The organism is Asticcacaulis taihuensis (genome assembly GCF_900100255.1).
In the GTDB taxonomy this organism is placed as follows: domain Bacteria; phylum Pseudomonadota; class Alphaproteobacteria; order Caulobacterales; family Caulobacteraceae; genus Asticcacaulis; species Asticcacaulis taihuensis.
Window position 1 is genome coordinate 156,683 of the sequence record NZ_FMTS01000006.1, and the last position, 25,354, is coordinate 182,036.

The 25,354-nt window shown below is 59.7% G+C and carries 22 protein-coding genes, 1 tRNA gene and 1 pseudogene; 15 read left to right on the forward strand and 9 right to left on the reverse strand.

Going from position 1 to position 25,354, the window contains the following annotated elements; translation table 11 throughout:
• Nucleotides 1-2 precede the first annotated feature (2 nt).
• On the forward strand, nt 3-320 hold the full coding sequence (locus BLO49_RS14635) for an ArsR/SmtB family transcription factor (protein ID WP_090649990.1): 318 nt from the start codon (nt 3-5) through the stop codon (nt 318-320).
• A gap of 35 nt (nt 321-355) precedes the next feature.
• Nucleotides 356-1,576, forward strand: coding sequence for a chromate efflux transporter (gene chrA / locus BLO49_RS14640; protein WP_090649992.1), 1,221 nt, complete (start codon nt 356-358; stop codon nt 1,574-1,576).
• A 29-nt stretch (nt 1,577-1,605) separates the two neighbouring features.
• Here the strand turns inward: chrA and BLO49_RS14645 are convergent.
• The 3 genes from BLO49_RS14645 to BLO49_RS14655 form a co-directional block, all read right to left on the reverse strand.
• A tRNA-Arg gene (locus tag BLO49_RS14645) sits at nt 1,606-1,682 on the reverse strand.
• A gap of 167 nt (nt 1,683-1,849) precedes the next feature.
• Nucleotides 1,850-2,836 (reverse strand): LacI family DNA-binding transcriptional regulator, encoded by a 987-nt coding sequence (locus tag BLO49_RS14650; RefSeq protein WP_090649994.1) that lies wholly within the window; start codon nt 2,834-2,836, stop codon nt 1,850-1,852.
• A gap of 75 nt (nt 2,837-2,911) precedes the next feature.
• A complete protein-coding gene (locus tag BLO49_RS14655; RefSeq protein ID WP_245679055.1) occupies nt 2,912-3,982 on the reverse strand; it encodes a helix-turn-helix domain-containing protein in 1,071 nt (356 codons plus the stop codon).
• Nucleotides 3,983-3,984: 2 nt separating this feature from the next.
• Here BLO49_RS14655 and BLO49_RS14660 point away from each other — a divergent pair.
• The 3 genes and pseudogenes from BLO49_RS14660 to BLO49_RS18435 form a co-directional block, all read left to right on the forward strand.
• Nucleotides 3,985-4,200, forward strand: a pseudogene (locus BLO49_RS14660) (isocitrate lyase); the annotation flags it as partial.
• A 12-nt stretch (nt 4,201-4,212) separates the two neighbouring features.
• Complete coding sequence (locus BLO49_RS14665) at nt 4,213-4,431, forward strand: hypothetical protein (protein ID WP_090649996.1); 219 nt, start codon at nt 4,213-4,215, stop codon at nt 4,429-4,431.
• A 193-nt stretch (nt 4,432-4,624) separates the two neighbouring features.
• Nucleotides 4,625-6,067 carry a family 8 glycosyl hydrolase gene (locus BLO49_RS18435; RefSeq protein WP_170828347.1) on the forward strand — a complete coding sequence of 481 codons (1,443 nt, stop codon included), beginning with the start codon at nt 4,625-4,627 and terminating at the stop codon, nt 6,065-6,067.
• Between the two features lie 173 nt (nt 6,068-6,240).
• Here the strand turns inward: BLO49_RS18435 and BLO49_RS14675 are convergent, their stop codons facing one another.
• Nucleotides 6,241-7,515 (reverse strand): MFS transporter, encoded by a 1,275-nt coding sequence (locus BLO49_RS14675; RefSeq protein WP_090649998.1) that lies wholly within the window; start codon nt 7,513-7,515, stop codon nt 6,241-6,243.
• A gap of 88 nt (nt 7,516-7,603) precedes the next feature.
• Between BLO49_RS14675 and BLO49_RS14680 the strand changes: the two genes are divergently transcribed.
• Together BLO49_RS14680 and BLO49_RS14685 are read left to right on the forward strand one after the other, a co-directional pair.
• Entirely contained in the window at nt 7,604-7,819 is a 216-nt protein-coding gene (locus BLO49_RS14680; RefSeq protein ID WP_090649999.1) for a zinc-finger domain-containing protein, read from the forward strand.
• Nucleotides 7,820-7,925: 106 nt separating this feature from the next.
• The gene (locus tag BLO49_RS14685) at nt 7,926-8,381 is read left to right on the forward strand and encodes a VOC family protein (RefSeq protein WP_090650001.1); all 456 of its coding nucleotides are present in this window, start codon (nt 7,926-7,928) and stop codon (nt 8,379-8,381) included.
• Here BLO49_RS14685 and BLO49_RS14690 read toward each other — a convergent pair whose 3' ends face one another.
• Entirely contained in the window at nt 8,382-8,672 is a 291-nt protein-coding gene (locus tag BLO49_RS14690; RefSeq protein ID WP_090650003.1) for a hypothetical protein, read from the reverse strand.
• A 209-nt stretch (nt 8,673-8,881) separates the two neighbouring features.
• Here BLO49_RS14690 and polA point away from each other — a divergent pair, with 209 nt between their 5' ends.
• From polA to BLO49_RS14705, 3 genes are all read left to right on the forward strand, one after another.
• Nucleotides 8,882-11,740, forward strand: a complete 2,859-nt coding sequence (gene polA / locus BLO49_RS14695; RefSeq protein WP_090650163.1) for a DNA polymerase I — start codon at nt 8,882-8,884, stop codon at nt 11,738-11,740.
• Nucleotides 11,741-11,927: 187 nt separating this feature from the next.
• Nucleotides 11,928-13,610 carry a methyl-accepting chemotaxis protein gene (locus BLO49_RS14700; RefSeq protein WP_090650005.1) on the forward strand — a complete coding sequence of 561 codons (1,683 nt, stop codon included), beginning with the start codon at nt 11,928-11,930 and terminating at the stop codon, nt 13,608-13,610.
• Nucleotides 13,611-13,783: 173 nt separating this feature from the next.
• On the forward strand, nt 13,784-14,182 hold the full coding sequence (locus BLO49_RS14705; protein WP_090650006.1) for a VOC family protein: 399 nt from the start codon (nt 13,784-13,786) through the stop codon (nt 14,180-14,182).
• Between the two features lie 45 nt (nt 14,183-14,227).
• Here the strand turns inward: BLO49_RS14705 and BLO49_RS14710 are convergent, their stop codons facing one another.
• Nucleotides 14,228-15,949: a hypothetical protein gene (locus BLO49_RS14710; protein ID WP_090650008.1), complete on the reverse strand. Its 1,722-nt coding sequence runs from the start codon at nt 15,947-15,949 to the stop codon at nt 14,228-14,230.
• A gap of 23 nt (nt 15,950-15,972) precedes the next feature.
• On the opposite strand from BLO49_RS14710, the gene BLO49_RS18220 reads away from it, so the two are divergent.
• From BLO49_RS18220 to BLO49_RS18225, 4 genes are all read left to right on the forward strand, one after another.
• A complete protein-coding gene (locus tag BLO49_RS18220; RefSeq protein ID WP_139159703.1) occupies nt 15,973-16,188 on the forward strand; it encodes a hypothetical protein in 216 nt (71 codons plus the stop codon).
• A gap of 13 nt (nt 16,189-16,201) precedes the next feature.
• Nucleotides 16,202-16,912, forward strand: a complete 711-nt coding sequence (locus BLO49_RS14715) for a two-component response regulator ChvI (protein WP_090650010.1) — start codon at nt 16,202-16,204, stop codon at nt 16,910-16,912.
• 6 nt (nt 16,913-16,918) lie between these two features.
• Nucleotides 16,919-18,484: an ATP-binding protein gene (locus tag BLO49_RS14720; protein WP_090650012.1), complete on the forward strand. Its 1,566-nt coding sequence runs from the start codon at nt 16,919-16,921 to the stop codon at nt 18,482-18,484.
• Nucleotides 18,485-18,617: 133 nt separating this feature from the next.
• On the forward strand, nt 18,618-18,815 hold the full coding sequence (locus BLO49_RS18225) for a hypothetical protein (RefSeq protein ID WP_139159704.1): 198 nt from the start codon (nt 18,618-18,620) through the stop codon (nt 18,813-18,815).
• Between the two features lie 152 nt (nt 18,816-18,967).
• Here the strand turns inward: BLO49_RS18225 and BLO49_RS14725 are convergent, their stop codons facing one another.
• Genes BLO49_RS14725 through BLO49_RS14735 form a run of 3 tightly spaced genes read right to left on the reverse strand, consistent with a single transcriptional unit; the run spans nt 18,968 to nt 24,776 of the window.
• A complete protein-coding gene (locus tag BLO49_RS14725) occupies nt 18,968-19,663 on the reverse strand; it encodes a TetR/AcrR family transcriptional regulator (RefSeq protein ID WP_090650013.1) in 696 nt (231 codons plus the stop codon).
• Nucleotides 19,664-19,722: 59 nt separating this feature from the next.
• Complete coding sequence (locus BLO49_RS14730; RefSeq protein WP_090650015.1) at nt 19,723-21,912, reverse strand: beta-glucosidase family protein; 2,190 nt, start codon at nt 21,910-21,912, stop codon at nt 19,723-19,725.
• A 26-nt stretch (nt 21,913-21,938) separates the two neighbouring features.
• Nucleotides 21,939-24,776, reverse strand: a complete 2,838-nt coding sequence (locus tag BLO49_RS14735; protein ID WP_139159705.1) for a glycosyl hydrolase — start codon at nt 24,774-24,776, stop codon at nt 21,939-21,941.
• Between the two features lie 187 nt (nt 24,777-24,963).
• Between BLO49_RS14735 and BLO49_RS14740 the strand changes: the two genes are divergently transcribed.
• Entirely contained in the window at nt 24,964-25,320 is a 357-nt protein-coding gene (locus BLO49_RS14740; RefSeq protein ID WP_245679056.1) for a hypothetical protein, read from the forward strand.
• The last annotated feature ends 34 nt before the right edge of the window (nt 25,321-25,354 follow it).

The following is a 25,354-nucleotide window of genomic DNA, read 5'->3' on the forward strand; positions in this document are numbered from 1 at the left end:
CCATGACCAGGCCGGTTTCTCCCATGACCCTGGCGGCGAGCGCCCAGAAGGCCAGCCGTTTACTCAAGATGATGGCCAGTGAACAGCGGCTGATGATCCTCTGCAAGCTCAGTGAAGGCGAACAGAGCGCTGGCGAACTGACCGAGCTTGTCGGCCTGAGCCAGGGCGCCGCCTCTCAGCATCTGCAAAAGATGCGGGCCGAGGGACTGGTCGGCACCCGCCGTGACGCCCAGACCATCTATTATCACCTGGCCGATGAAGGCGCCGGCCAGGTGATCGATCTCCTGTGCCGGATTTATGGCGAGGCCGAAAAGGCTTAAGCGGCGGGATGACAAAAGAACAGGGGGTAGCGGTCATGACACCAGCACCGGCGAAATCAGCGACAGCCGGAGGCGCCCTGGAAGTCCTGCTCGCCTTTCTGTGGCTGGGCCTGACCTCGTTCGGCGGGCCGATCGCCCATCTCGGCTATTTCCGCCGCGCTTTCGTGCAGAAACGAAACTGGCTGAGCGAAGACGAATACGCCGACCTGGTGGCCCTTTGCCAGTTCCTGCCCGGTCCTGCCAGCAGCCAGACGGGCCTGCTGATCGGCCTGCACCGCGCCGGTGCCTGGGGCGCCCTGGCCGCCTGGACGGGTTTCACCCTGCCATCCGCCCTTTTGATGTTCGCCTGTTCCGTTCTTGCCCCCGGTTTGAAGGGTCCGGTGGCCCTCAGTGCGATCCACGGCCTCAAACTGGTCGCCGTGGCGGTCGTTGCCCAGGCGGTCTGGAGCATGGCCGGCAGGCTCTGCCCGGATCGGCGGCGCGCGGCCATTGCCCTGGCCGCCTTTCTGATTATCCTGCTGGTGGCGTCACCGGTGACGCAGCTACTGGCCATTGCCGGGGGTGCGATTTGCGGATTTCTGTTGTGCCGCGATATTCGGGACATATCCACGAGCGCGGTGCATCCACCGGTCCGCCGGCGCACGGGCATCGCCGCCGCCGTGATTTTTATCGGGCTTCTGGCCGGTCTGTCGCTGGCGGCTTCCCTTTACCCCGGACATACGCCGTGGGCGCTGGCCAATATCTTCTATAAAAGCGGCACGCTTGTTTTCGGCGGCGGGCATGTGGTTTTGCCCTTGTTGCGGGATGCACTGGTGCCGGTCGGGTGGATCGGTGATGACGCCTTCCTCGCCGGTTATGGCGCGGCGCAGGCCATGCCGGGGCCGCTCTTTACCTTCGCTGCCTATCTGGGGGGAACAGTGGTCTCACCCTGGAACCCCGCCCTGATAGCGGCGCTGGCGCTTGTCATGCTGTTCCTGCCGGGTGTTTTGCTGGTGGTGGCCGTCTATCCGTTCTGGTCCCGACTGGGGCATAATCTCGTGGCGCGCGCCGTGCTGGCGGGCGTTAATGCGGCGGTGGTCGGCATCCTTGGCGCGGCGCTTTACAATCCGGTCTGGACATCCGCAATTTTCGGTCCGGGCGATGTCGCCATCGCGGTTGCGGGCTTTCTGCTTCTCGAAAAATGGCACACCCCGCCGCTGCTGGTCGTCGGACTATGCATCGGCGCCTCGATGCTCCGGATGTACCTGGGTTTTTGAGGGCCAAGCCTTGACCGTGAGTTGAGCAATGGCGCACCCAAGAGGATTCGAACCTCTGACCTTTGCCTTCGGAGGGCAACGCTCTATCCAGCTGAGCTATGGGTGCCTTTAGCCGGTCCAAGCTACCTAAGCGAAACCGCCCGCGCACTCAACCGCAAAAATGCGATTAGAGCGCAATCCGACAAAGTGGCCGCCACTTTTCGGATAGATTGCGCGATGAAAATGAGAAGCGGGAGTAAAATGACGGTTTTATAAAATCATTTTGCGCCCGCTTCATTTGTGACGCGAACTTTCCCGTCGCACCAGTTCGGGCGCCACGATAATGCCCTGGGTGGTCGTCTCGTCTTCGCCTTCCAGCGTCGCCACCAGCATTTCCAGGCCGCGACGCCCCAGGTCGAACACCCCGACGCGCAGGGTGGTCAGCGGCGGTGAGGTAAAGCGCGCAATGGGGATATCATCGAAACCGACCACGGCGATATCTTCCGGCACACTTACGCCTGCCTCGCGCAGGGCCAGCAGACAGCCCACCGCCATCATGTCATTGGCGGCGAAAATGCCGTCAGGCCGTTCCGCCAGAGTCAGAAAGCTCTTGGCGCCGCTATAGCCGGATTCCTCGGTGAAATCGCCCTCGAACACGGGCGGCGGTTCACCATCGAAAACCGACAGGAAGCCGCGCCGGCGTTCCTCGGCCTCGAAATTGCGTGACGGACCGGAAATCAGGGCCGGCCGGCGGCAGCCCTGTTCGCACAGGTGTCGGGCGGCCGTGACGCCGCCGCCGAAATTATCGACGCTGATACCGCCGCGTCCGGCGCCGATCTGGCTGGCTATGGTCACCACGGGCAGGTTGAGCGGCAGGGCGGAGGCCAGGTCGTGCGACTCGACGAAGGGCGACATGACCAGCAGGCCATCCACGCGGCCGCCCATCGCGCGCATGATGCTGAGCGCCTCATCGGGATTGCCGTGCGAGCCGGAAACCAGCAGATGCAGGCCGCGCGCCCGCGCCGCCACATCGATGCCGCGAATGATCTCGGCAAAGAACTCGCCATAGATATCAGGCAGCAGCACGCCGATGGTATTGGTGCGCGACATCACCAGCGACCGCGCGCCACCATGCGGTACGTAGCGCAGCCGCTTGGCGATCTCCAGCACGCGCTGTTTCACATCGTCGGCGACATTATCGAGGCCATTGATGGCGCGGGACGCCGAGGCGATGGACACATTGGCTTCGCGCGCGATGTCTTTCAGCGTAGCTCCGGCCATAAGGTCTCCTTCACGTCTGATGTAGGTCGATTATGGGACGCTGTAAAGTTTCGGGTGCAGGGACAGTGTCCCTGCTCAAAAAGGAAAGGCCGTCACGCCCTTGATCCATTCATCGATAACCAGCGCCTTGACCGCCGGCGGGGCGGCGCGTTCGCGGCAATTGGGACGTTCGCATAGCCGGCACATCGGCCCGGTCTGGACGGCATTGGGCTGGGCCAGGTCAAGCCCGCGGGCATAGATCAGCTTTTCGGCATATTTCAGCTCGCATCCCAGGCCGATCGCCTGTTCGGCATAAGCGCCATCGGCATAGGCGCGCAAGGAGCGGTCGAGCGTGCGCGACAGGGTGAAGTAGCGCTGGCCATCGGGCGTTTCGATCACCTGGGTGATGATCCGGCCGGGCGTCTGGAAAGCCTGATGAATATTCCAGCGCGGGCAGGCGCCGCCATATCGGGAAAACGGAAAATGTCCGGCGGCGAAGCGCTTGGAGACATTGCCGGCGGAATCGATGCGCATCAGGAAGAAAGGCACGCCGCGACTGCCGGGGCGGGAGAGCGTGGTCAGGCGCTGGGCGGCCTGCTCGTAAGACACCTCGAATGGGGCACGCAGAAGCTCGATGTCATAGGCATTGCTTTCGGCCTCGTTGAGGAAGCGGCCATAGGGCATGAGGGTGGCGGCGGTCAGGGCATTGAGCAGGGCGATCTTGTAGAGTCTTGCCGTGGCCAGGTCGGGCGCCTTTGCCTTTTCGGTCATGGCGTTGATTTCGGCGCCATATTCACTGAGCGCCAGTTGGTAAAGGATGGCGAAGCGCCGCGAGGAGGGGCCAAGCGTTTCCGAAATCATCAGCCGGCGGCGGTGCGGATCAAAACGGCGCTGATAGATCATCATCACCTGGGCCGGCATCAGGCGGATTTCGATGCCGTACTGGTCTTTCAGCCGCGCCTGCGCCGCCTCTTCGAGCGTATGCGGATCGCCGCCCAGAGTATCGAAAAGCTGTTCGCCACGTTCGTCCAGTTCGGGGAAAAAGTTGTGATGGCCCTGAATCTGATCACGCACCCAGTCGGTGGGGGATTGCTCGGTCTCTTCCGGCGCCGCCACCAGGGCATCACGCTTGCGGCGTCTCCGGTTGGCAGGTCGCGGCCGATTCAAATACCGGTTACCGCGATCGCGGCATGGCGGCCTATTCCGAACTGCAACAGCGCGAATTCGCCAACGAAGCCGCCGGCTACACCGCCACCCGCCACCAGCGCGAGGTCGGCACCGGCTATTTCGACAAGGTCGCCGAGACGATCAGCAATGGACAATCCTCCACCACCGCCATGAAGGCTTCAACCGAAACCGCGCAATTTGTTGCAGCGGCTGAATAAGGAGAGTGAACTATGGAAACCAGCAATCGTGACTCGATCATCGCCTACTGCCTGGCGCCCCTAAAGGAAAGCCTGAACCTGGATGCCAACAGCGAGGCCACGCGCGAAACCATGCGCCGCCTCGATCATGCGCTCAAGACCTTCCAGTCGCAGGCGGGTCGCCCGGTCGCGGTGGACTTCTCGAAGATGCCGTCACTGGTCATCAACGAGGCCGCGCACGGTTACGAATAAACCCGGCATAAACAAAAACCATAAGCGCCGGCATAAGCGCCCTCTTCGCTACCCCCGCGAAGAGGGCGCGATTTTGTGTTCTGCTCTTTTCCTGAAGCGGATTGCGTGTCATGTTGCGGTCAGGAAACGTATCGGCGGCCATAAAGAGGGTGATGCCCCGCGCCGCACCACTGACCAGGAAAGACAAGCAAACATGAAGACGCGCCGCGTTCTGATCTCAAATGTTACCGCTATCATTTTGGCTCTGAGCCTGCCCATAACCATCACCATGCCCGCACAGGCCGCAACGGCCACTGTGAGCGATGGATCAGGCGCTTACAAAACCGGCCAATATCATAACCTGTTCGTTGAGCGGCTGGGCCACACCCAGGCCGAAACGCAGCAGAAGATTGAGCAAACCTTCCAGCAGCTTTTCCACGGCGACGGTCAGGAGCAACGCGTCTATTTCGAGACCGGCGCCAATGCCAATGGCACCCTCGCCTACATCACCGACTGGGCCAATAACGATGCGCGCAGCGAAGGCATGAGCTATGGCATGATGATCGCCGTGCAACTGGATAAGAAGCGCGAGTTCGACGCCCTGTGGAACTGGTCGAAGACCTATATGCTGACTACCGACCCGGAAAATCCGTCCTATGGCTATTTCGCCTGGTCGATGGGCACGGATGGCTCACCGCGCGCGGTGGGGGCCGCACCGGATGGCGAGGAATATTATGCCATGGCGCTCTATTTCGCGGCGCACCGCTGGGGCAATGGCCAAGGCATCTATAATTACCAGGCCGAGGCCGACAAGATCCTGAGCGGGATGCGTCATCATCCGGTCAAAACCGCCACCACGCCCTTCCGCATCCACCCAGGTGACGCGCCGTTTATCGAGCCGGATACGCCCTGGCCCAGCCCGAATAACCGCCGGGCCGAGGCCGAAGCGCTGAAAGCGGGCAAGCCGTGGCCGCCCTATCGGCCTATGCGCGCCCCACGTTCGGTGACGGTCGGGCCTATGGTTGATGAAGACCACACCATGATCCGTTTCGTGCCGGAGACCAATGTGCCCGGCACCGACGCTTCCTATCACCTGCCGGCTTTCTATGAATTGTGGGCGCGCTGGGGCCCGGTCGAGGACCGCGCCTTCTGGGGCAAGGCGGCCGATGTCAGTCGTGATTTCTTTGAAAAAGTCGCCGACCCGAAAACCGGCCTGGCGCCCGACCGCAGCACCTTCGACGGCCAGCCGGCCATGGGCTGGGATGGCAAGCCGAGCCAGTTCGCCTATGATAGCTGGCGCACGGCCAGCAACTGGTCGGTCGATTATAGCTGGTGGGGCAAGGATGCGCGGGCGAAGACCCGCAGCAACCATATCCAAGCATTCCTCTATGGCCAGGGCATTCATACCTTCCCCGATCGCTATTCACTGGAGGGCCAGCCGATGTCCGATCGCCATTCCACCGGCATGGTGGCTGCCACGGCGGTCGGCAGCCTGGCGGCAACTCAGGGTGAAGTGTCGGATGCCTTTCTGAAGGAGCTGTGGGACACGCCGGTGCCGGCGGGCGAGCAGCGCTATTTCGATGGGATGCTGTACCTGATGAGCCTGATGCACCTGAGCGGTGAGTTCCGCATTATCGAGCCGTCAGGGCAGAATTAGGTTTTAGAGCGTGTGATACAAGAAAGGAAGATACCCCACCACCACGCCTTCGGCGCGGTCCCCCTCCCCGACAAGCGGGGAGGTGCAAGAAAGAATCGTTCCCCCTCACTTGTTGGGGAGGGGGAACGCACGAGTGAGCGAAGCGAATGAGATGTGGTGGTGGGGTATCTTGCTTAGCCCTCATCCGGATGAAAAGCGTTCCTCACCTTCGTATCAGCGGTGAAGACATAGACCAGCAGCGATACGGCGATACAGGCAGTGACGTACCAGAAGAAGCTCTCTTCCGCGCCCGCCTGTTTCAGCCACAGCGCCACATATTCCGCCGAGCCGCCGAAGAGCGACACCGCCACGGCATAGGGCAGGGCCACGCCCAGCGCCCGGACATGGGCGGGGAACAGTTCGGCCTTCACCACGGCGTTGATAGACGTATATCCGCTGACGATTAGAAGCGCTGCCATCACCAGTCCGAAGGCGGCCCAGAAGCTTTGCACATGGCTAAGCGCCGTCATGATCGGCACGGTAAAGATCACCCCCAGCACACCGAAACCGATCAGCAGGGGACGGCGGCCGATCCGGTCCGACAGGGCGCCAAAAAGCGGCTGGGCCAGCATGTAGAGAAACAGGGTCAGGGCCGACAGGCTGGTCGCCTCGGTCTTGCTCCATCCCGCCGTATTGACCAGGAATTTCTGCATATAGGTGGTGTAGGTATAAAAGGCGACCGTGCCGCCCATGGTCAGGCCGACCACCTGAAGCGCCTGCCACGGATGCTCTTTCAAAAGCGTCAGGGTGCGGTTACGCTCAAACTTCCGGCTTTCCAGAAATGACCCTGTCTCGCTGATATGGCGGCGGATAAACAGGGCCGCCAGGGCCAGCAAGGCGCCGATGACGAACGGAATCCGCCAGCCCCAGGCTTCCAGTTGTTCATGCGTCAGCAGCCATTTTTGCAGCAGGATCAGCACGCCGAGCGCGATCAGTTGCCCCATGATCAGGGTGACATACTGGAAGCTCGACCAGAAGCCCCGGTGGGTCTCGCCGGCCATTTCCGACAAATAAGTGGCGCTGGCGCCATATTCACCGCCGACGCTCAAACCTTGCAGCAACCGCGCCAGCAACAGCAGCGCCGGTGCCGCGATACCGATGGTGGTGTATCCCGGCGTCACCGCAATGATCAGCGATCCGGCGCACATCAGCAGGATCGAGGCCGTCAGTCCTGATTTGCGGCCGAAGCGATCGGCATACCAGCCGAGCAGCCAGCCGCCGATCGGGCGCATGAAGAAGCCGACCGCGAAGATGGCGGCCGTATTGAGCAGTTGTGCCGTTGGACTCGAATTGGGGAAGAAAGCTTTCGAGAAATAGAGGGTAAAGGCCGAATAGGCGTACCAGTCATACCATTCGACCAGATTGCCAATCGATCCGCCGAGGATGGAGCCTAATTTTCCCTGTTTCATGCCATGAGGGTTTCACAGTTCAATTGACGAAACAAGGCGGTTTGTTTTAAGGATCGGCAACGGTTTTTCCGCAAGGTTATTAAGCATCATGAGCGATATCATCCCGCCCCCCGAAGTCATCTATGTCGACAGCCACAAGGTCGCCTGCAATGGCGGTGGCGGCGCACTGGGTCACCCGCTGACCTATTACGAACTGGGCGAAGACGGTACGGCCGAATGCGGCTATTGCGACCGCAAGTTCGTGCATAAAGATCATGCGCACGACTATGTCGATCCGGCACCGCGTCCGGAAGGCGAGCACTAAAAACAATCTCCTCCCCTGTAGCGCAGCGTACGGGGGAGGTGGCGAAGCACATCGCGTAGCGATTGTCTCGCCGGAGGGGGCAATTCACCCCAATTCGGAGTTATTTATGCGTTTTCTGCATACCATGGTGCGGGTCCATGACCTAGAAGCCTCCCTGGCTTTCTGGTGCAAGGGTCTGGGTCTGATAGAGACCCGCCGCATGGAATCCGAAAAGGGCCGCTTTACCCTGCTCTATCTGGCGGCCCCGCTTGATGAGGATCACGCGCGATCCTTCAAGGCGCCGGAACTGGAACTGACCTATAACTGGCCGGACGAGAGCGGCGTGGTCGAGACCTATACCGGCGGCCGCAATTTCGGCCATGTCGCCTATGAGGTCGATGACATCTACGCCGCCTGCCAGCGCTTTGCCGATATGGGCGTGCTGATCAATCGCCCGCCGCGCGACGGCCATATGGCCTTTGTCCGCTCACCGGACGGCATTTCGGTGGAACTGCTGCAAAAGAATGGTTCGCTGGCACCCGCGGAACCCTGGGCATCGATGCCGAATATCGGAAACTGGTGATCAGTTAAAAGCGTAAGGCGTTTCAACACACAGCACATGGGTCGTGGCCAGGCGCACCAGATGCGTCACGGCGAAGTCATGATCGATCTCACCGTTCGAGGCCAGAACCAGTGTATCCGCCAAGCGCTTGTCCATGTTCGGGCCATTCAGGTGGCACAGGTCCAGCCGGCACAGATGGGCCAGATCGGCGACCGCCTCCCGCAAGGTGATGTGGTCCTGCAAAAACGCTTCGAGAATACCGCTGGCCTGAATCTGCAGGCGGGTCTGGTCGTTTTCTTTCATCATGGACATGGGGGTACTCCGGATTACTGGGTCTGGCTGGATTTGAAAAAATTTATCTCGCACTAGCACAACGGATTTCATATCGCACTGCGGCATAACGGCCGTGCCGACATAACTGGTTTCAGAATGTAAATCCTGACGTTACCTGTCGCTTTGAATTGGCATGTGGTGCGGAACGTCCTATGAAGTCAGCCGAACACCTTCCGAACAGAAAACGCATGTCAGATACCGAAAAACAGAAGCGCCTCGTCCTGATCGACGGCTCCGGTTATATTTTCCGCGCCTATCATGGCCTGCCGCCCCTGACACGCAAGTCGGATGGCCTGCCGGTCGGAGCCGTGGCCGGCTTCTGCAACATGCTGTTCAAGCTGATAAAGGAGCACCGCGGCGATGACGCGCCCTCGCACCTGGCGGTCATTTTCGATGCCGGTTCCAAGACCTTCCGCAATGAAATCTACGACCAGTACAAGGCCCACCGTCCGCTGGCGCCGGAAGACCTGATCCCGCAGTTTCCGCTGATCCGCGAGGCCACCCGCGCTTTTGGCCTGCCCGCCATCGAGATGGAAAATTTCGAGGCCGACGACCTGATCTGCACCTATACGCACCTGGCCAAGAAGGACGGCTTCAAGGTCACCATCATTTCCTCCGATAAGGATCTGATGCAACTGGTTGATGACGATGTCAGCCTGATGGACCCGGTCAAGGGCACCCTGGTCGGCCGCGAGGGCGTGATCGAGAAATTTGGCGTGCCGCCCGAACTGGTGGTCGATGCTCAGGCTCTGATAGGGGATTCCGCCGATAACGTCCCCGGCGCCCCGGGCATCGGCGTCAAGACCGCCGCGCAACTGCTGCTCGAATACGGCAATCTCGATGCCGTCCTCGCCCGTGCTGGTGAGATCAAGCAGGAAAAACGTCGCCAGACCCTGATCGACTTCAAAGACCAGATCCTGATGTCGCGCGAACTGGTGACCCTGCGCTGTGATAGCCCCACGCCGGTCGATATCGATACTTTTATCCTGAAAGAACCCGAGCAGGACGTCCTTTTGACCTTCCTCGGCCTTATGGAGTTTAATTCCCTGGCCAAGCGTGTCGGCGGTAATTCCTTAAGCCTGCTGCAAGCCTCCTCGGCACTCGATAAGCTGCCGACCGCGCCGATCCTGCGCCCGCTCTATAGCGCAACGAAACAGGGGTCGGCCGAGGCCGCCATCCAGCCAATCCACCGCGAGACCTATGAATGCGTCCAGTCGATGGAAGCGCTGGAGAAGTGGATTGCCTGCGCCTATGAGGCGCAGGTGATTGCCATCGATACCGAAACCGATGATCTGTCGGCTTCGCACTCCGGTCTGGTGGGTATCTCTCTGGCGGTTGGCGTCAATCAGGCGTGCTATATTCCGCTGGCGCACACCTCAAATGAGGGTTTCGATTTTGGTGATGGCGGCGGAATCGAGCAGATCGATTTTCAGACGGCCATTGCCGCGCTGAAGCCTTTGTTTGAAGACCCGACCATCCTCAAGGTTGGCCAGAACATCAAATACGACCTGTCGGTCCTCCATCGCCACGGCATCGATGTGGCGCCTTATGACGACACCATGCTGATCTCCTATGTGCTCGAAGGCGGGCTGCATGGTCACGGTATGGACGAGCTCTCTGAACTGCATCTCGGCCACACCCCAATACCGTTCAAACAGGTGGCCGGCAGCGGCAAGTCAGCGAAATCGTTCAAATATGTAGCCCTGAAAGAGGCCACCGAATACGCCGCCGAAGACGCCGATGTGACGCTTCGCCTGTGGCATATCCTGAAACCGCGTCTGCAACGCGAAGGTCTGGTCACGGTCTACGAGACCCTCGAACGCCAGATGCCCGCCGTGCTGTCTGAAATGGAGTTGGCCGGCATCCGCATCGATCCGGCCATATTGCAAAGCCTGTCGCATGATTTCGGCACGCGCATGAACGCCATCGAACAGGAGGCGCAAGCCCTTGTCGGCCGGCCGTTCAATATGAACAGTCCCCAGCAACTGGGCCAGATCTTCTACGATGAAATGCAGCTAACCGGCGGCAAGCGCACGGCCTCAGGCCAGTGGGCCACCGACGTCAAGGTGCTGGAAGAAATCGCCGAAGGCAAACCGGGCCTTGAGGCCGGCCAGCCGCTGGCCAGAATGCTGCTCGATTACCGCCAGATGGCCAAGCTCAAAGGCACCTATACCGATGCCCTCACCGGCTATGCCGACAAAAACACCCAGCGCATCCATACCAGCTTCCACCTGGCGGCGACGCCGACCGGGCGCCTCAGTTCCAACGAACCCAACCTACAGAATATCCCGATCCGCACCGCCGAAGGCCGCAAGATTCGCCAGGCGTTTATTGCCAAACCCGGCCACAAGCTGATCAGCGCCGACTACTCCCAGATCGAATTACGCATCCTGGCCCATATCGGCGACATTCCGCAGTTGAAGGAAGCCTTCCAGCGCGGCGACGATATCCATGCCATGACCGCTTCGGAAATGTTCAATGTGCCGATGGAAGAGATGACCTCCGAAATCCGCAGGCGCGCCAAGGCGATCAATTTCGGCATCATCTATGGTATTTCTGCCTTCGGCCTCTCCAACCAACTCGGCATCGAACGCGGCGAGGCCGGCCGCTATATCGAGACCTATTTCGACCGCTTCCCCGGCATCAAGGGCTATATGGACGCCACAAAAGCCTTCGTGAGCGCCAATGGCTTCGTCATGACCCTGATGGGCCGCAAGATCCATATTCCGGAGATCAATGGCAAGGGGGCGCTGAAATCATTCGCCGAACGCGCCGCCATCAATGCGCCGATCCAGGGCACAGCCGCCGATGTCATCCGCCGTGCCATGATGCGGATGCCGCAGGCGCTGCTTGACGCCGGCTTTACCACAAAAATGCTGCTCCAGGTTCACGACGAACTGATCTTCGAGGCGCCTGATTCGGAAGTCGAGGCCGTGATCCCGCTGATCAAACACATCATGTCGGACGCCACCCTGCCGGCCCTTGAAATGAGCGTGCCCCTGATCGTCGAGGCCCACGCCGCCCTGAACTGGGATGAAGCGCATTAAACCGTAGATTTTGTAAGGCTTTGTGATGCAAAGTACGGTTTTTGCAGGATTTTTCAACTCTTACAAAGTGCGACATAGTTTCGCATTCTGTACAATATTTACCCCCTGTTAACCGGCGAATATTCAAAAACAACGTTACGTGCCTGCGCCAAGTGGCTGCCAGGTGTCACGTGTTTCGGGGGCAGAAATGCTTAAGAATTTTACAATCCGTTTCCGCGTCATCGCGGCGATTTCTCTTCTTCTGCTGACGACGATCGGGACAGGAGTATTTTCCTGGCTGAGCCTGGACACGGTGAATGCGCAATCCAACGCCGTCGCCACCAACTGGCTGCCCGCGACACAGGCCATAGGCAGCCTGTCAGAAGATTTCGAACGCTACAGGCTGCTGCAAGGGGTCGCTCTGCTGCGGAGCGGGGAGGACCGTGAGAAAACCCTGGCCAAGGCGCGTAACACGCTTGAAGAAATAGAACAGGATTTAAAGGCATACGATCCGACCATTACGCCTGGTAAAGAAGAGGGACTGGCAAAGGCGATGCACGCGGCCCTTGCGGATTATATTGCCGTGTCCGCAAAATTTGAATCCAGCCTGGCCGCCAATAATACCGAAATGGCCATGGCAATATATATTGGAGATATGCAGCCCATTGTCGACCGCGTGCGTGCAACCGTAACCGCCGATCGGGAATTCCAGGTGGAAATGGGTAATGCCGCGGCTACCGGCAGTATGCGCAAAGGTGCGGAAGCCAAGACCTTCATTATGGTAGCCATCGGTCTGGCGGTGCTGCTGGGCGGCGCTATCGGCGGGTTGATGATTACCGGTATCTCAAACCCTGTCCGCAAGATGACGGACGCCATGCGCACCCTGGCCAATGGCGTTACCACGGCGAAAATCCCCAATATCGGCGAACGCAACGAAATCGGCGACATGGCCTCTGCTGTTGAGGTCTTCAAGGACAATATGATCCGCAACCTGGCGCTTGAAGAAGAAACCCGCCAGGCGCGCGAAGATGCCGAAATTCAGCGCCGGAAAACCATGTACGAACTGGCCGATCAGTTTGAAAGCGCCGTCGGCGGCATTGTCGAAATGGTCTCCTCCGCTGCCACTGAAATGCAGGCCACAGCTTCGCAACTGACATCCTCAGCCCAGGAATCGGCGGCTCAGGCCACTTCGGTTTCCGCCGCCGCCGAAGAAGCCGGCACCAATGTCACTTCAGTCGCCAGCTCGGCCGAAGAACTGGGGGCTTCCGTCTCCGAGATCGGCCGTCAGGTCGAGCACTCCTCTGTCATGGCGCGTGAAGCGGTGCGCGAGGCCGACTCCACCGCCGCCATCGTTCAGGAACTGTCCGAAGCCGCCGATCGCATCAATGGCATTGTCGACATGATTGCCGGCATTGCCTCTCAAACCAATCTGCTGGCGCTGAATGCCACCATCGAGTCGGCCCGAGCCGGCGAGGCCGGTAAGGGCTTTGCGGTCGTCGCCGCCGAGGTCAAGCAACTGGCCCAGCAGACCGGTAAGGCGACGTCCGAGATCAGTCAGCATATCGGCAGCATCCAGTCGACGACAAAGCGCGCGGTCGAGGCCATCGAGAATATCACCGGCACGATCCGCGACATCAACGACTCGTCATCCACCATTGCCGCCGCCGTCGAACAGCAGGGCGCCGCCACCAGCGAGATCGTCCAGGCGGTCAATCAGGCGTCGCTCGGCACGCAGGAGGTGACCTCCAACATCACCGGCGTGGCCCGCATGGCCGAGGAAACCGGCGCCGGCGCGGCACAGGTACTGTCAGCTTCCGGCGAACTGGCGCTCCAGGCCGAAAACCTGCGCACCCAGATCAACAACTTCCTGGCGCATATCCGGGCGGCGTAAGCCCTGAAAAATCTCCCCCTCTTGGAGGGGGAGCTTCCCTCCGCCGCGTGCGGCGAAGGGAAGAGGGGGTAAATGACTCAGGCGAAGTTACCCCCTTCGGCGCTGCGCGCCACCTCCCCCTCCAAGAGGGGGAGATTATTGTGCCAGCGCGGCGAATACGATAGGGTTTGACTATGACCGTCAAAACTCTCGACCACGTCAATATCCAGACCCGCGACATGGCGGGCACCATCGCCTTTTATGGCGACCTGCTGGGGCTGGTGGCCAGGACGGCGCCGCGCCGCAGGCCGGAAGAGCGCCAATGGCTCTATGCCGGCGAACGGGCCGTCATCCACCTCAATCTCTTCGGCACAGACAATACTTACGAACGCGAGGTCATTCCCGGCGGCACTACCGGCGCCATCCACCATGTCGCCTTCGAGTGCGACGATCTTGATGGCATGGTGTCTCGGCTTGACACCAAGGGCCTGCGTTATGAACGCGCCGAACTGCCGGAGATCGCACTGACACAGTTATTCGTGGTTGATCCCAACAATGTGCTGCTGGAACTCAAATTCCGCGGAATCCTCTGACGCGCAATTTATCCAGAAGGTTCGTCGCACTTTACTGGATCGCGCTTAGGCGGCTAATACCCCCGCCGCCTGCATCATCGGCCTGAGCGTCGCCAGTATCTGCGGCTGAGCCGAAAGCCCCGAGCGCAGGGCCGGATCGCGCATCATCTTCATCACTTCGGCTTTCGCCTGCTCGCTTAAGGGGCCGAAAGGCGCGGACTGCCCGGCGGCGAAGCTCAGCAGCATCGAAAACTTCTGCATGGGGGAGGCGCCGCCGCGCTGGATATGGGCCAGCAGTTTCACATCGGTGGCGATCTGATTACCGATAAGGCCAAGTCGGCGGGTGACCTCTTCGCCATCCTGGTCGATCAGCGCCGCAGCCGCCACACGGCCCTGCATCTGCGCCAGCGAGAGCAGGCGCTGTGCCGCCGATTGCTGGCTTTCGCGCATATGGCGCTCGAACTTGTCGGCGCCGACGATCTGCGACAGCCATCGCGCCGCCTGGCGCTTGTTGGCGGCGCCGACCATGTTTTCGCACAGCCAGATCAGGCGGTCGGCCTCCTCAGCCGGCGTTTCGGCGGTTTCCAGCAGGTTGGTGATGAAATCCGCCGACACCAGCTTGCGGGACCGGTCGGCAAAGGCTTCGGTGATGTCGTCCCTCTGGCTTTCATCACGGCCGGCGGCAGTCATGCACAGGGCCAGGACGCGCAGGATCTCGATCTCGCCCATCGGGTCATTCGGGCGCAGACGGCGCGGGCTCTTCAGTTCCTGCATCAGGCGCTTGGAAATATGATAGCTCAGGTGCGGCAGGCGGCTGTTCAGGATCAGGTCGTGGTAGCCGCCCAGAACACCGCTGAGCGGCGGGGTCAGGCGGGCCACGCGGGCGTCGGCGCGGGCGATCAGGTCCACTTCGCGGCCGGCCGCCAGGCGGGTCATGATCATCATGGCGCCGCCAAGGTCCATCTCTTCGCCCAGCACATCGTTCAGGCTGCCGCGCGCGGCAAAAAGCTCCACAACCGGAATTTCGATCAGTTGCAGCGCCCATTCGCGCTCCGGATGCGCATCGAGCCAGGCATTGATCAGACCGGCATGGATCAGCAGAGTTTCCAGCTTCACCGATGGCCGGCGCTGGCCTTTCAGGGTGGCCGCCAGCGCGCCGCCGAAGACATAGGCGCGTTCAGGGTGGTCATGCAGGCGATCGACCACTTCCAGGCAATTCTCCGGCGTCAGTTCCGGGAAAAGCCCCTTGCGGCCATCCTGGATCAGGCGGGTGCACGCCTTGTCGAACAGGCCCGTCCAGCGCCGCATCAGGTCATGCAGGGCCTGGCCGGTTTCGTGGCTTTCGGGAACGGCCAGCTTTTGCACCACATGCAAAAGTTCGCTGCCGGAGGCTTCCAGCCGTTCGGCCAGATCGGGCCGGTGCAGCAGTTCGAATGCCGTCACGCCCTGCAGCTTCAGCCAGTCTTCCAGCAGGCGCGAAATCTTCTCACGGGCAAGCGCACTGTAAAGGTCCTGCGGGCTGGTGCAGACCGTATCGGTGGTGGGGGCCAGTTTCGGCTTTTTCGCCGCCACCGCCACGCCCTTGTCCAGCACGGTCACGCTGCTGTATTCACCGCTGTCCGGGTCGAGCATTTCCTTGGTGACCCGCACCGCGGCGCGGCCGCTTTTCAGCATTTCATCTGCCGCGGCCACCACCTGATCGCGCGATTCCGACGCCATTTCCAGCACCCACGACGATTGCGGGGTGCGGCGGGAAAAGAGTTCGTAATGCACCGGGCGGTGGCTCATGGGGTCCCTGAAGCGGCGGTTTAGTGATTGATCTGCATGGAATTATTACACCCTCGACGTTAAATTATGATTTAGGCCGCATTTGCGGACCCAAAGGCCAGAAAACGCCGTGTTCAGGCCCTGAAAAGACCGCAGCCATGCGTTTAGTGCCTCATAAGGAACTGCCGATGGTGGTTTTACACGCCAAAGTTCAATTGAACTTTGGAGATATGCGTTTATTTAAGAGACAGCTTTTTTAATTCCGGAGATCACATGGCCAAGATTACTTTGGTGGACGACGACGAGAACATTGTCACCAGCGTGTCGCTCGCGCTCGAAAGCGGCGGCCACACCGTCCAGGCCTATTATGACGGCGCCTCCGGTTTGGCAGCGCTCGAAAAAGACCCGCCCGACCTGGCCATTCTCGACGTCAAGATGCCGCGCATGGACGGCATGGAAGTCCTGCGCCGCCTGCGCAATACCTCCAATCTGCCGGTCATTATCCTGACCTCGAAGGATGACGAGATCGACGAGGTGCTGGGCTTCAATCTCGGCGCCGACGACTATATGCACAAGCCGTTTTCGCAGCGTCTGCTGCTGGAGCGCGTCAAGGCTGTGCTGCGCCGCGCCGGCATTGTCGAGCAGGGCGAGGCCCCCGAAGTCACCGAGGCGCTCAATGCCAAGTCGCTCAAGCGCGGCAAGCTGGTCATGGACGCCGCCCGCCATGAATGCACCTGGGACGGCAAGCCGGTCCGCCTGACTGTCACCGAGTTCCTGCTGCTGCACGCCCTGGCCCAGCGCCCTGGCTTCGTCAAGAGCCGCGACAACCTGATGGATGCCGCCTATGACGACCAGGTATATGTCGATGACCGCACCATCGACAGCCACGTCAAGCGGATGCGCAAGAAGTTCCGCCAGGTCGACCCGACCTTCGACTCGATCGAAACCCTCTACGGCGTCGGTTATCGCTACCGGGAAATTTAAGAGCGCATGGCGAAGCCCTGGCTAAAACGGCTCCCTTTCGGTCAGTCCCGTCTGGGACGGCTGATCTTCGGGCTGAATGTGCTGGGGTTGATCATCATCGTGATCGGCGCCCTGGTTCTGAGCGATTTCCGCGGTGGCCTGATCAATGCCCAGAGCGATTCCCTGCTGTCACAGGCCCAGCTCATGGGCGAGGTCATCGCTGAAGCGGCAACTGAAGGCACGCCGGAACCCTATCTGGAAGCGGACAATGCCGCTTTCGTCATGGCAAGGTTTATTCCGTCAGGCCAGCGCGCCCGCCTGTTCGATGACAAGGGCAACCTGATTTCGGATTCCTACGCGGTTTCCGACATGATTGACGTGTCGCAGCTTCCGCCGGCGCGCAAACCTAACGATCCGGTGCCGGAGGATAAGTCCGCCAAGCGTCAGGCCCGCCGGGCGCTGGCCGAACAGCAACTGCATGGCGAGGTGATGATGGCCCTGTCCGGTGCGCCGCCCACCGCCGTGGTCCGGCGCAATGAGCGCGGCGTCAAGGTAGTGTCGGTATCGGTGCCTCTGCGCCATGTGAAAGAAGTGCTGGGCGTGCTGACCATCGAGCGCGGCGATGTCGACAAGATCGTGGCGGCGCAGCGCTGGTCCATGCTGCCCTTCATCCTCGTCGCCTTTGGCGTCACCATGCTGTCGTCCCTGCTGCTCAACTGGCTGGTCAGCCGGCCGATCCACCGGCTGTCGGCGGCGGCGGATAATGTCCGCCTGGCGCGTACCCGCGCCATTTCCCTGCCGGACCTGGAATCGCGCAGGGACGAGATTGGCACCCTGGCGCGCTCGCTGGAATCGATGACCGATACCCTGTGGCGGCGCATGGAGGAAATCGACCGCTTCGCCGCCGATGTCTCGCATGAGATCAAGAATCCGCTAACCTCGATCCGTTCGGCCCTGGAAACCCTGCCCCTGGTGAAGAATGACGAGGCGAGGGACAGGCTGATGGCGGTCATCAACCAGGATGTGCGCCGTGCCGACCGCCTGATCACCGACATTTCCAACGCCTCGCGCCTCGATGCCGAACTGTCGCGCGATACGCCGAAAAAGGTCGAGGTCGGCACCCTGCTGGAGGATATCATCTCGCTCTACCAGCAGAGCCATATCGCCGGTCAGGTGACGGTCAGCTTCAAGCGTACCCTGTCGCCGGCCGCGTCTCTGGTCAATGGCCGCGAAGGGCCGCTCGGCCAGGTCTTCCGCAATATCATCGATAATGCCCGCTCCTTCTCGCCAGAAGGCGGCGAGGTCCGTGTCACACTCTCGCACAGCAACACCGATCCGTTGCGGCCGACGAGCATTGTCTTCGAGGACGACGGCCCAGGCATTCCGGAGGACAATCTGGAAACCATCTTCCAGCGATTCTATACCTCGCGCCCCAAGGGCACGAGCTTTGGCAGGAATTCGGGCCTCGGTCTGTCGATCTCACGCCAGATCATCGAAGCGCACAACGGCAAAATCTGGGCGGAAAACCGCAAGGATGACAGTGGCAATGTGGTCGGCGCCCGCTTCGCGATCCTTCTGCCAAGTGTGAACTGAGACGGTCATGAGTGAACCTTAGAAGAAGCGGTTTTTCAAGCCGGCGTCTTCGGGCGGTATTGTGCCATCTGTGGGCAAGCACCGCATTCTGTGCTACTGGCCAAATACCGTATTAGTCCGTCCTGATCGATTGTTGGGACAGCTTTTCCGGGTACCGGCCGAAGCGCTCATCGACGCGGTCAATCTTGGTGCGCACGGCTTTGACGTCTGCCTGTCAGATCGCGCGAGAGGACTCGATATCGAGAATGACGGCCTGCTTAGGTCGATCGATAGTTGGGGCGCCGCCCGCATCACCGTCCGCTCGTCCGTCATAACCGGAACCTCCTGCTAATAGGAGGAGTGAGCCAGGATTTTAGGTCGATAGCAACAGCAACTTTTTCAACAATATCGGCGCGAACAAGATCCAAGAATTTCCAAGAACGAACCGTTGAGACTTCCAAAGCAGTGTGCATCAGTAAGAGGTCAAGCACTGCTGTCTCAAGTTTACGCTCTGCGGTTATTTTCTTCTGCAATGCCTGCCATCAGAAGGTTTACAATTCGGTCGGCCGCGAACTTGAATGACGCAAAATCGCTTCTCAATTTGAGAACCTGTACGCGATTGAAATGACCGGCTGCCATGTCGAGTATGGAGGCGGCTATGAACTCCGGATCGCTTACAGTAAGACCGGTCCGTTGCGCCGTATCCCGGATTGTCTGCGCGATCGGATTGATACCGATATCGCGAGTCATCTCCTCGGCAATGAGGGCAATTTCCGGCAGGCCCATCACTTCGGCAGCCCCCAGGGTGCGGATTACCTTCATCGACGGATCGCTGGCGATGATGAAATAGTTTTCTGTATGGAACATCAGACAGGTTCGCATATCCGGAAAGGCCATCGGCTCGGGTACGGCTGCCGTCCGGATGATGGTTTCCAGCACGTCCCTGAAAAGCGTGATCTTGTCCGGGTAGCGGGTGTAAAGCGTCCGCTTGGCGATCCCGACCTTTGTGGCGATCGCTTCCATCGACGTCGCCGCATAGCCCTTGTCCGCGAATAACTCGGTTGCGACCTTCAGGATGTCCAGATCAATGACCGGGGCATGTTGCTTTGTTGGTCGCCCGCGTAGTTTCGGGCGCTCGGCGTGTGGGGTCTCATCCGAAATAACCGGCGTGGGGCGGGAGGGGGTAGTCGAGTTATCCATGGTCTTACTCTAGGCAGGCTTCCAGAAAAATGCACTCACAAATCAGATGGCTGTGACTGTCACGGCGCTATGGATAATTCGCTCAACTGAACAGTCGTCGTGGCAGAAGAATCCGCAGAGGATTTTCCGAGCACCAGATGGTAAGCGCCGGCAGCCACCTTCCACCTCTGGTTGGCGACATCAAAATTGGCCAGCAGTCTGGGGTCAATTCGCACCGTGAGGCTCCGGGTCTCACCGGGTTTCAGCGTGACACGCTGCCACCCCACAAGCCGTTTGACGCGCACGCCGTCCCGTCCAGGAACGCTGGCATATATCTGAGGCGTAGCAATACCCGGGCGCTTGCCTGCGTTCTTGACTGTGAAATTCACCTGGAGGCTATTCGATGGATCCAGGCTTAGGCCGGAATAGGTGAAGCGGGTGTACGACAGACCATAGCCGAACGGGAACAGTGGCTTCAGTTTCTGGTGCTCGAACCATCGATAGCCCACATTCGCCCCTTCGATATTATAGTCGACGTCGAATGCCTTCAGGCCATAATCCAAGCCGTAGGAAATCTCGCCTTTGGAGTTCTTCTTCTCGATCAGGCCGGGAATTTCCGGGCGCGGGAGTTGCGTGGCTGCGGTCGGGAATGTGACGGGCAAGCGCCCTGCCGCATCGACATCGCCGGCCAGAACGCGGGCGATCGCTTCACCGCCATTGGAGCCGGGATACCAGGCCTCCACAACGCCTGCGACTTTGTCGAGCCATGGCATAGCGACAGGGCCACTTGTCTGCAACACGACCACCACCTTTTTGTTGGCTGCCGCAAGCGCTTCAATGAGAGCGTCCTGGTTGTCGGGCAAGTTCATGTTTACGAGGTCTTCGCTCTCGGTCGCCCACTGGTTTGCAAAGACAATAACCAGGTCGGTGTCCTTGGCGAGCGCTGTCGCGACAGCCACATCGTCACCATTGTTGAAGGTAAACTGGCTGCTCGGATAGCGTTTCTCTAAAGCCTTTAGGGGCGAAGACGGGAAATAGGTGATCCGGGCAAACGCCGCTGCGGCCCCTTTGGGAACGATTTCCAGAGCGGGGCCACCGACCGGACGGACCTGGGACGAGCCGCCACCGGACAGCACCCCCACATCCGCGTGTCCACCTATGACAGCGACCTTGCGGGCACCAAGAACCAGCGGCAATATATTGCCTTTGTTCTTAAGGACGACAATGCCTGCTTCAGCGGCCTCCTGACTGACCTTAGCGTTGGACGCATAGTCGATCGCCTGAGGCGTAATCGGTACTGGATTGTCCATGAGACCTGTGGCGTAGAATGACCGGACAATCCTGAAATTCATGTCGTGTATACGGTTCCGTGAAACTGAGCCGCCAGCCAGTGCGTCTTTAAGCGGTGCCCCGAACCAGGGTTTTTTGTCGAGCGTGTACCCCGATTGATGATCCAGTCCCGAGTTGGCAGCGAGTGCGGCACTGTGGACTGAGCCCCAGTCGGACATGACCCAGCCCTTATAAGCCCAGTCGCCTTTGAGAACCTTATTGAGCAGGAAGTCGTTTTCGCAGGCATAGACGCCATTGATGCGGTTATAGGCGCACATCACAGACGCGGGTTGCCCGATTTCGATGGCAAGTTCGAATGCAAGCAAATCCGACTCGCGCAGACTGGCTTCGTCAATCCTGGAACTCAGTACGTTGCGGCCAGTTTCCTGATCGTTAACCACGAAGTGCTTGACCGTGGACAGGATATGATTGCTCTGGACACCTTTGATGGCCTGCCCCGCCATGACGCCACTGAGCAAAGGATCTTCGCCGGCATATTCGAAATTCCGGCCATTTCTGGCATCCCGAACAAGGTTCACACCGCCAGCAAGCAAGACATTGAAGGTTTTGGCGCGGGCCTCAGACCCGATCATTGCGCCGCCGCGATAAGCAATGTCCGGGTCCCAGGTTGCCGCGACGGCCAAGCCTGACGGAAGGGAGGTCGCGACGTCTCCGGTGCGTTTTCCCATAAGATTGGCAACGCCCATTCCGGCATCTGACTCTCGTAATGACGGCAGGCCAAGCCTTTTGATTCCGGGAACCCAGCCGGCGGCGATAACCGCATCACCTGATTTACTGAACCATCCAAAGCTCCCCTTGACCATAATCAACTGCTCGTCCGGCGTCATCTGATCGACGATGGCTTTCGCCCTGGCATCGGGGGGCTCCGGCTGAGCGAAGGTTGAAGTGGCGGCGGCGAGGGTCGCGGCGGAGACAGCCATTGTCAAAAATAACTTAAGCATAAGAACTAGGCCTTCATTATCAGATTTACGGGGCCAACCAGGCCCGCGGGTTTCAATTTTAAATCTTTCAGACCCGGCAATTTCAGATCCATCATCGCGTTGTTGGGACCGTTGAAGGTGCGAATGACCAGGGCATTGGGTCCAGTTTTGATCGCCTGGGTAATGTCAATCTGGAAAGGTGGCGCCAGGGTGGCGCTGAAGTCCGTCCCGTTGACCGTTACGCGCGCCATGTCGTGGACTGTGCCCAGGTCGAGCCAGACGGAAGCGTGGTCGTGTTGCCAGGCCGGATCGATGTCAAAGGTCGCGGCATAGGCGGCCTCGCCCGAGAAATCGGCCAGGGTCTCCGTCGTAGACAAATCTGTGAGGGTGAAGTCGGCCTGAGTACCTGTGACAACCCGGCCACGATGCCCGTGGCCCGCCAGGGTGAGTGTCCAGGCTTGCGGGCCAGGACGGGTATCAATCGTGGCCAGGACCTTCGGCGCCTTCAATCGGTCCGGCGTGAACACTACAAAGCTTGCCCCTCCGGCCTCAATATCGAGTTTAAGCATGGTGAGCCCGCCGGACGTCCGGAGCGCCAGACCCCTTAGATGACCGGTGAATGGATCGTAGAGGCAGGGATATCCCTTGGCCGCAACCTCACAGTCGAGCGTAATGGCCTCGGAACTCGTATTATGGAACACGAACAGTGTCTCGTCGCCGTGACGTTTTTCGATAAACAGGCACGGCGTGCTTTTGAAACGCACATTCGGCGAAACACCTGCCGAAGCCAGGGATGCGGAAATATGCTCCGCACCTACGACCTGAGCGCCCGCTGCCTGAAGCGCGTCCATTCCCTTTCGTATGGTGGCATCGGCCACAGGGCTGTCGCGCAGACTGTCTGAGCGGTCCGGCACGCGATCAACAAAAAGGACTTTTACTCCCGAACGTGCCAGCCTCAGGAGTGTGTCAAGCAGCCCGGGCGCCAAGCCATTCAAAGCGGGTACGATAAGCGCCGAGTAGCGGGCATGGCCGGGGGAAATAAATGATTGTCCATTTATTTTCGATTTCGACAGGCCGTCAGGATTGATCCGGTCATAGTCATAGCCACCATCGAGCAGACCTTGCAGCCATTTCTCGACCTTGTCTTCCCCTGGATTGGAGCCGTAGCCAATGTCGGTCAGGAGGACTGCCACGGGCACGATATTGGCACCACTTTGCAGCAGACCCTGAGCGCGCGTGAGGTAGGCATTCAGTGTGGGGATTGCTGCCCACAAGGGGTTCGCTTCGTTAATCTGGCTGCTGAAGCCGGACAGAAACGGGCTGGGCTCGAAGGGAAACCAACCGGGCCACTTCTCTTTATGCAGGGCATACGGAAAGCCGTGCATGACCAACGCATTGACGCCGCTGACAAACAGCAGATTTGCCCGGCCAAGCCATTGAGCCGGTGTAACCTCGTAAGGCGTGCCGATCCAGCACATGCTTTCGCAACTGACCATGGGGCGGCCATAAATATCTGCGGCGGCGCGCGCAAGCCTTAGAACGTGGGTGTTCCCGCCGGCCCCAAGGTCCTCGGTTTCAGGTATATCGGCCAGGCCATAGGCGCATAACACGTCGCTAGGCCCACCGTGCGCCTGCAAACGTGCCTTGAAGCCGTGACGATGATTCCAGTCGACGAAGGGCTGCCAGAAATTCTCGATCAACAGCTCCGAAACCACCGCCCGATAATCGGCGCGTACGCGATCACCAGTATCATCGGAAATATAGTAGGGTTGCGATACGCGCGGGTTCCACGGGTTCATCCAGCCAGGCTGAACCAGGTAAGGCAGATAAGGCATCAGATCGTAGCCACGCCGCTTCTGAAACTGCTCAGGGAAGTCATCTGACCAGTGCAGGTCGGTCATCAGTTCGAGGCTATCGATGAAGGTCGCGCGAATAGCTGTTTTTGCTGTTCCCAATTGGTCGAGCGGATCACCGACACGACGGGCGTGGGCCTCGAATGCGGCTTTATTGAAATGATCGAGCACCAGTTGCGGGCCCTCGCCGACGCCGGCCATGACACTGCTGTCCACAGTGAAGCGCTTGAAGGCAATGATTTGCCAGGGACCAGCCTCGGGTGGCGTCCAGTTCAAGATACCATCGGGTTGCAGGCACTCGGTGACGACGATGCCAGCGCCGGGCGCAATCTGGCCAGGCATGAGGACCCTGGAATCGCGGAAGGTCTTTCCGTCAGTTTCCGCCGCCGTGCCCTTCACCGCGACAATGGCAATAAGCTTCCAGCGCTTTTCAAGACGGGCCTTCCAGTCCGAGGCTCGTGGATCGCGATTCCGGGAATCCAGACCGCCCATGGCACCAAACTTCTTCGTCTGTACCGGCAGATTTATCACAATCGGTCCTGAAACAGGCGCGGTGATGGAGGTAATCGCGGGGGTCAGTTCGACCAAAGCCAGTTCGGGTGTAATGGCGAAGCCGCCACCGGACGGCCAGGCGGAGCCTAAGGTGTAGTCGATCTGCACGCGGTCCTTTTGGGCGGCTTCGGCGCAGCGTTTGACATGCTCGAAAAAGGTCGGGTTGGCGTAATCGTTGATGTGCGCGCGTTCATCGGCCGTGAGATTGGGCACGGCTGGATTAAACGCCTGGATTTCAGCCCCGCCGAAGCCTGCGGCCTTCAATACCGCGATCTCTCTATCTAGTTCGGTGTTTTCAACGGCACCGCCCGGCCACCACCATCTGATCCAAGGGCGCGCAAACGGTTGCATCGCGGTCGCACTGGAAAGCCAGGATCCCTTGCTGGCAAAGGCCGGGGAGGCAGCCGCAGAGGCGCCAATGGCTGCCAATCCGAGCTTTAGTGTGGTGCGGCGCGACAAATGCAACGGTTCCGTTCCCTTTGGTTATGTTTCTTCGAATTTGAAAATAAAGTAACACTACCGTTTACTTTTAACAAGGCCTGGGTTAGGCTGAATTCACAGCCGGCAATAGCGCAAGATTGGCGCGCCTGGCTTTGGGTGGAATCGGCTCTCTCAATGTGGATCGCCATAAAGGAAGGAAATTATTATGAAAAATATGAATATTGTAGCGACCGCGGCTGCGTGTGCTTTACTGGCAGGTGGCACGGTCCACGCGCAAACGGCCTCGATGCCGGCTTCGTCCGATGCTGCCGCTTCTGAAGCGCCGGCCTGTGCTGCCGAGACACTTTCGTCGGATTCGACGGTAGGCGAGTTGCTGGATAATCCGGCAGCCAAGGCGATCCTCATCAAGCGTGTGCCTGAACTAAAGGATAATGATCAGATCGATCAGGCACGGCCTATGACCTTGCGTTCACTTCAGGCGTATGCCGCCGATACCTTTACCGATAAGGTTTTGGCTGACATTGATACCGATCTTGCGGCTCTCCCCGCTTGCGGCAAGTAGATCGTTTCGAGGCCTCTCTTCAAGGCTGTACCTG

Coding starts and splice junctions, on each gene's coding strand:
- BLO49_RS14635 (WP_090649990.1), top strand. CDS start 3: ATGACCAGGCCGGTTTCTCCCATGACCCTGGCGGCGAGCGCCCAGAAG.
- chrA (WP_090649992.1), top strand. CDS start 356: ATGACACCAGCACCGGCGAAATCAGCGACAGCCGGAGGCGCCCTGGAA.
- BLO49_RS14650 (WP_090649994.1), bottom strand. CDS start 2,836: ATGGCCGGAGCTACGCTGAAAGACATCGCGCGCGAAGCCAATGTGTCC.
- BLO49_RS14665 (WP_090649996.1), top strand. CDS start 4,213: ATGGAAACCAGCAATCGTGACTCGATCATCGCCTACTGCCTGGCGCCC.
- BLO49_RS18435 (WP_170828347.1), top strand. CDS start 4,625: ATGAAGACGCGCCGCGTTCTGATCTCAAATGTTACCGCTATCATTTTG.
- BLO49_RS14675 (WP_090649998.1), bottom strand. CDS start 7,515: ATGAAACAGGGAAAATTAGGCTCCATCCTCGGCGGATCGATTGGCAAT.
- BLO49_RS14680 (WP_090649999.1), top strand. CDS start 7,604: ATGAGCGATATCATCCCGCCCCCCGAAGTCATCTATGTCGACAGCCAC.
- BLO49_RS14685 (WP_090650001.1), top strand. CDS start 7,926: ATGCGTTTTCTGCATACCATGGTGCGGGTCCATGACCTAGAAGCCTCC.
- BLO49_RS14690 (WP_090650003.1), bottom strand. CDS start 8,672: ATGTCCATGATGAAAGAAAACGACCAGACCCGCCTGCAGATTCAGGCC.
- polA (WP_090650163.1), top strand. CDS start 8,882: ATGTCAGATACCGAAAAACAGAAGCGCCTCGTCCTGATCGACGGCTCC.
- BLO49_RS14700 (WP_090650005.1), top strand. CDS start 11,928: ATGCTTAAGAATTTTACAATCCGTTTCCGCGTCATCGCGGCGATTTCT.
- BLO49_RS14705 (WP_090650006.1), top strand. CDS start 13,784: ATGACCGTCAAAACTCTCGACCACGTCAATATCCAGACCCGCGACATG.
- BLO49_RS14710 (WP_090650008.1), bottom strand. CDS start 15,949: ATGAGCCACCGCCCGGTGCATTACGAACTCTTTTCCCGCCGCACCCCG.
- BLO49_RS14715 (WP_090650010.1), top strand. CDS start 16,202: ATGGCCAAGATTACTTTGGTGGACGACGACGAGAACATTGTCACCAGC.
- BLO49_RS14720 (WP_090650012.1), top strand. CDS start 16,919: ATGGCGAAGCCCTGGCTAAAACGGCTCCCTTTCGGTCAGTCCCGTCTG.
- BLO49_RS14725 (WP_090650013.1), bottom strand. CDS start 19,663: ATGGATAACTCGACTACCCCCTCCCGCCCCACGCCGGTTATTTCGGAT.
- BLO49_RS14730 (WP_090650015.1), bottom strand. CDS start 21,912: ATGGCTGTCTCCGCCGCGACCCTCGCCGCCGCCACTTCAACCTTCGCT.
- BLO49_RS14740 (WP_245679056.1), top strand. CDS start 24,964: ATGAAAAATATGAATATTGTAGCGACCGCGGCTGCGTGTGCTTTACTG.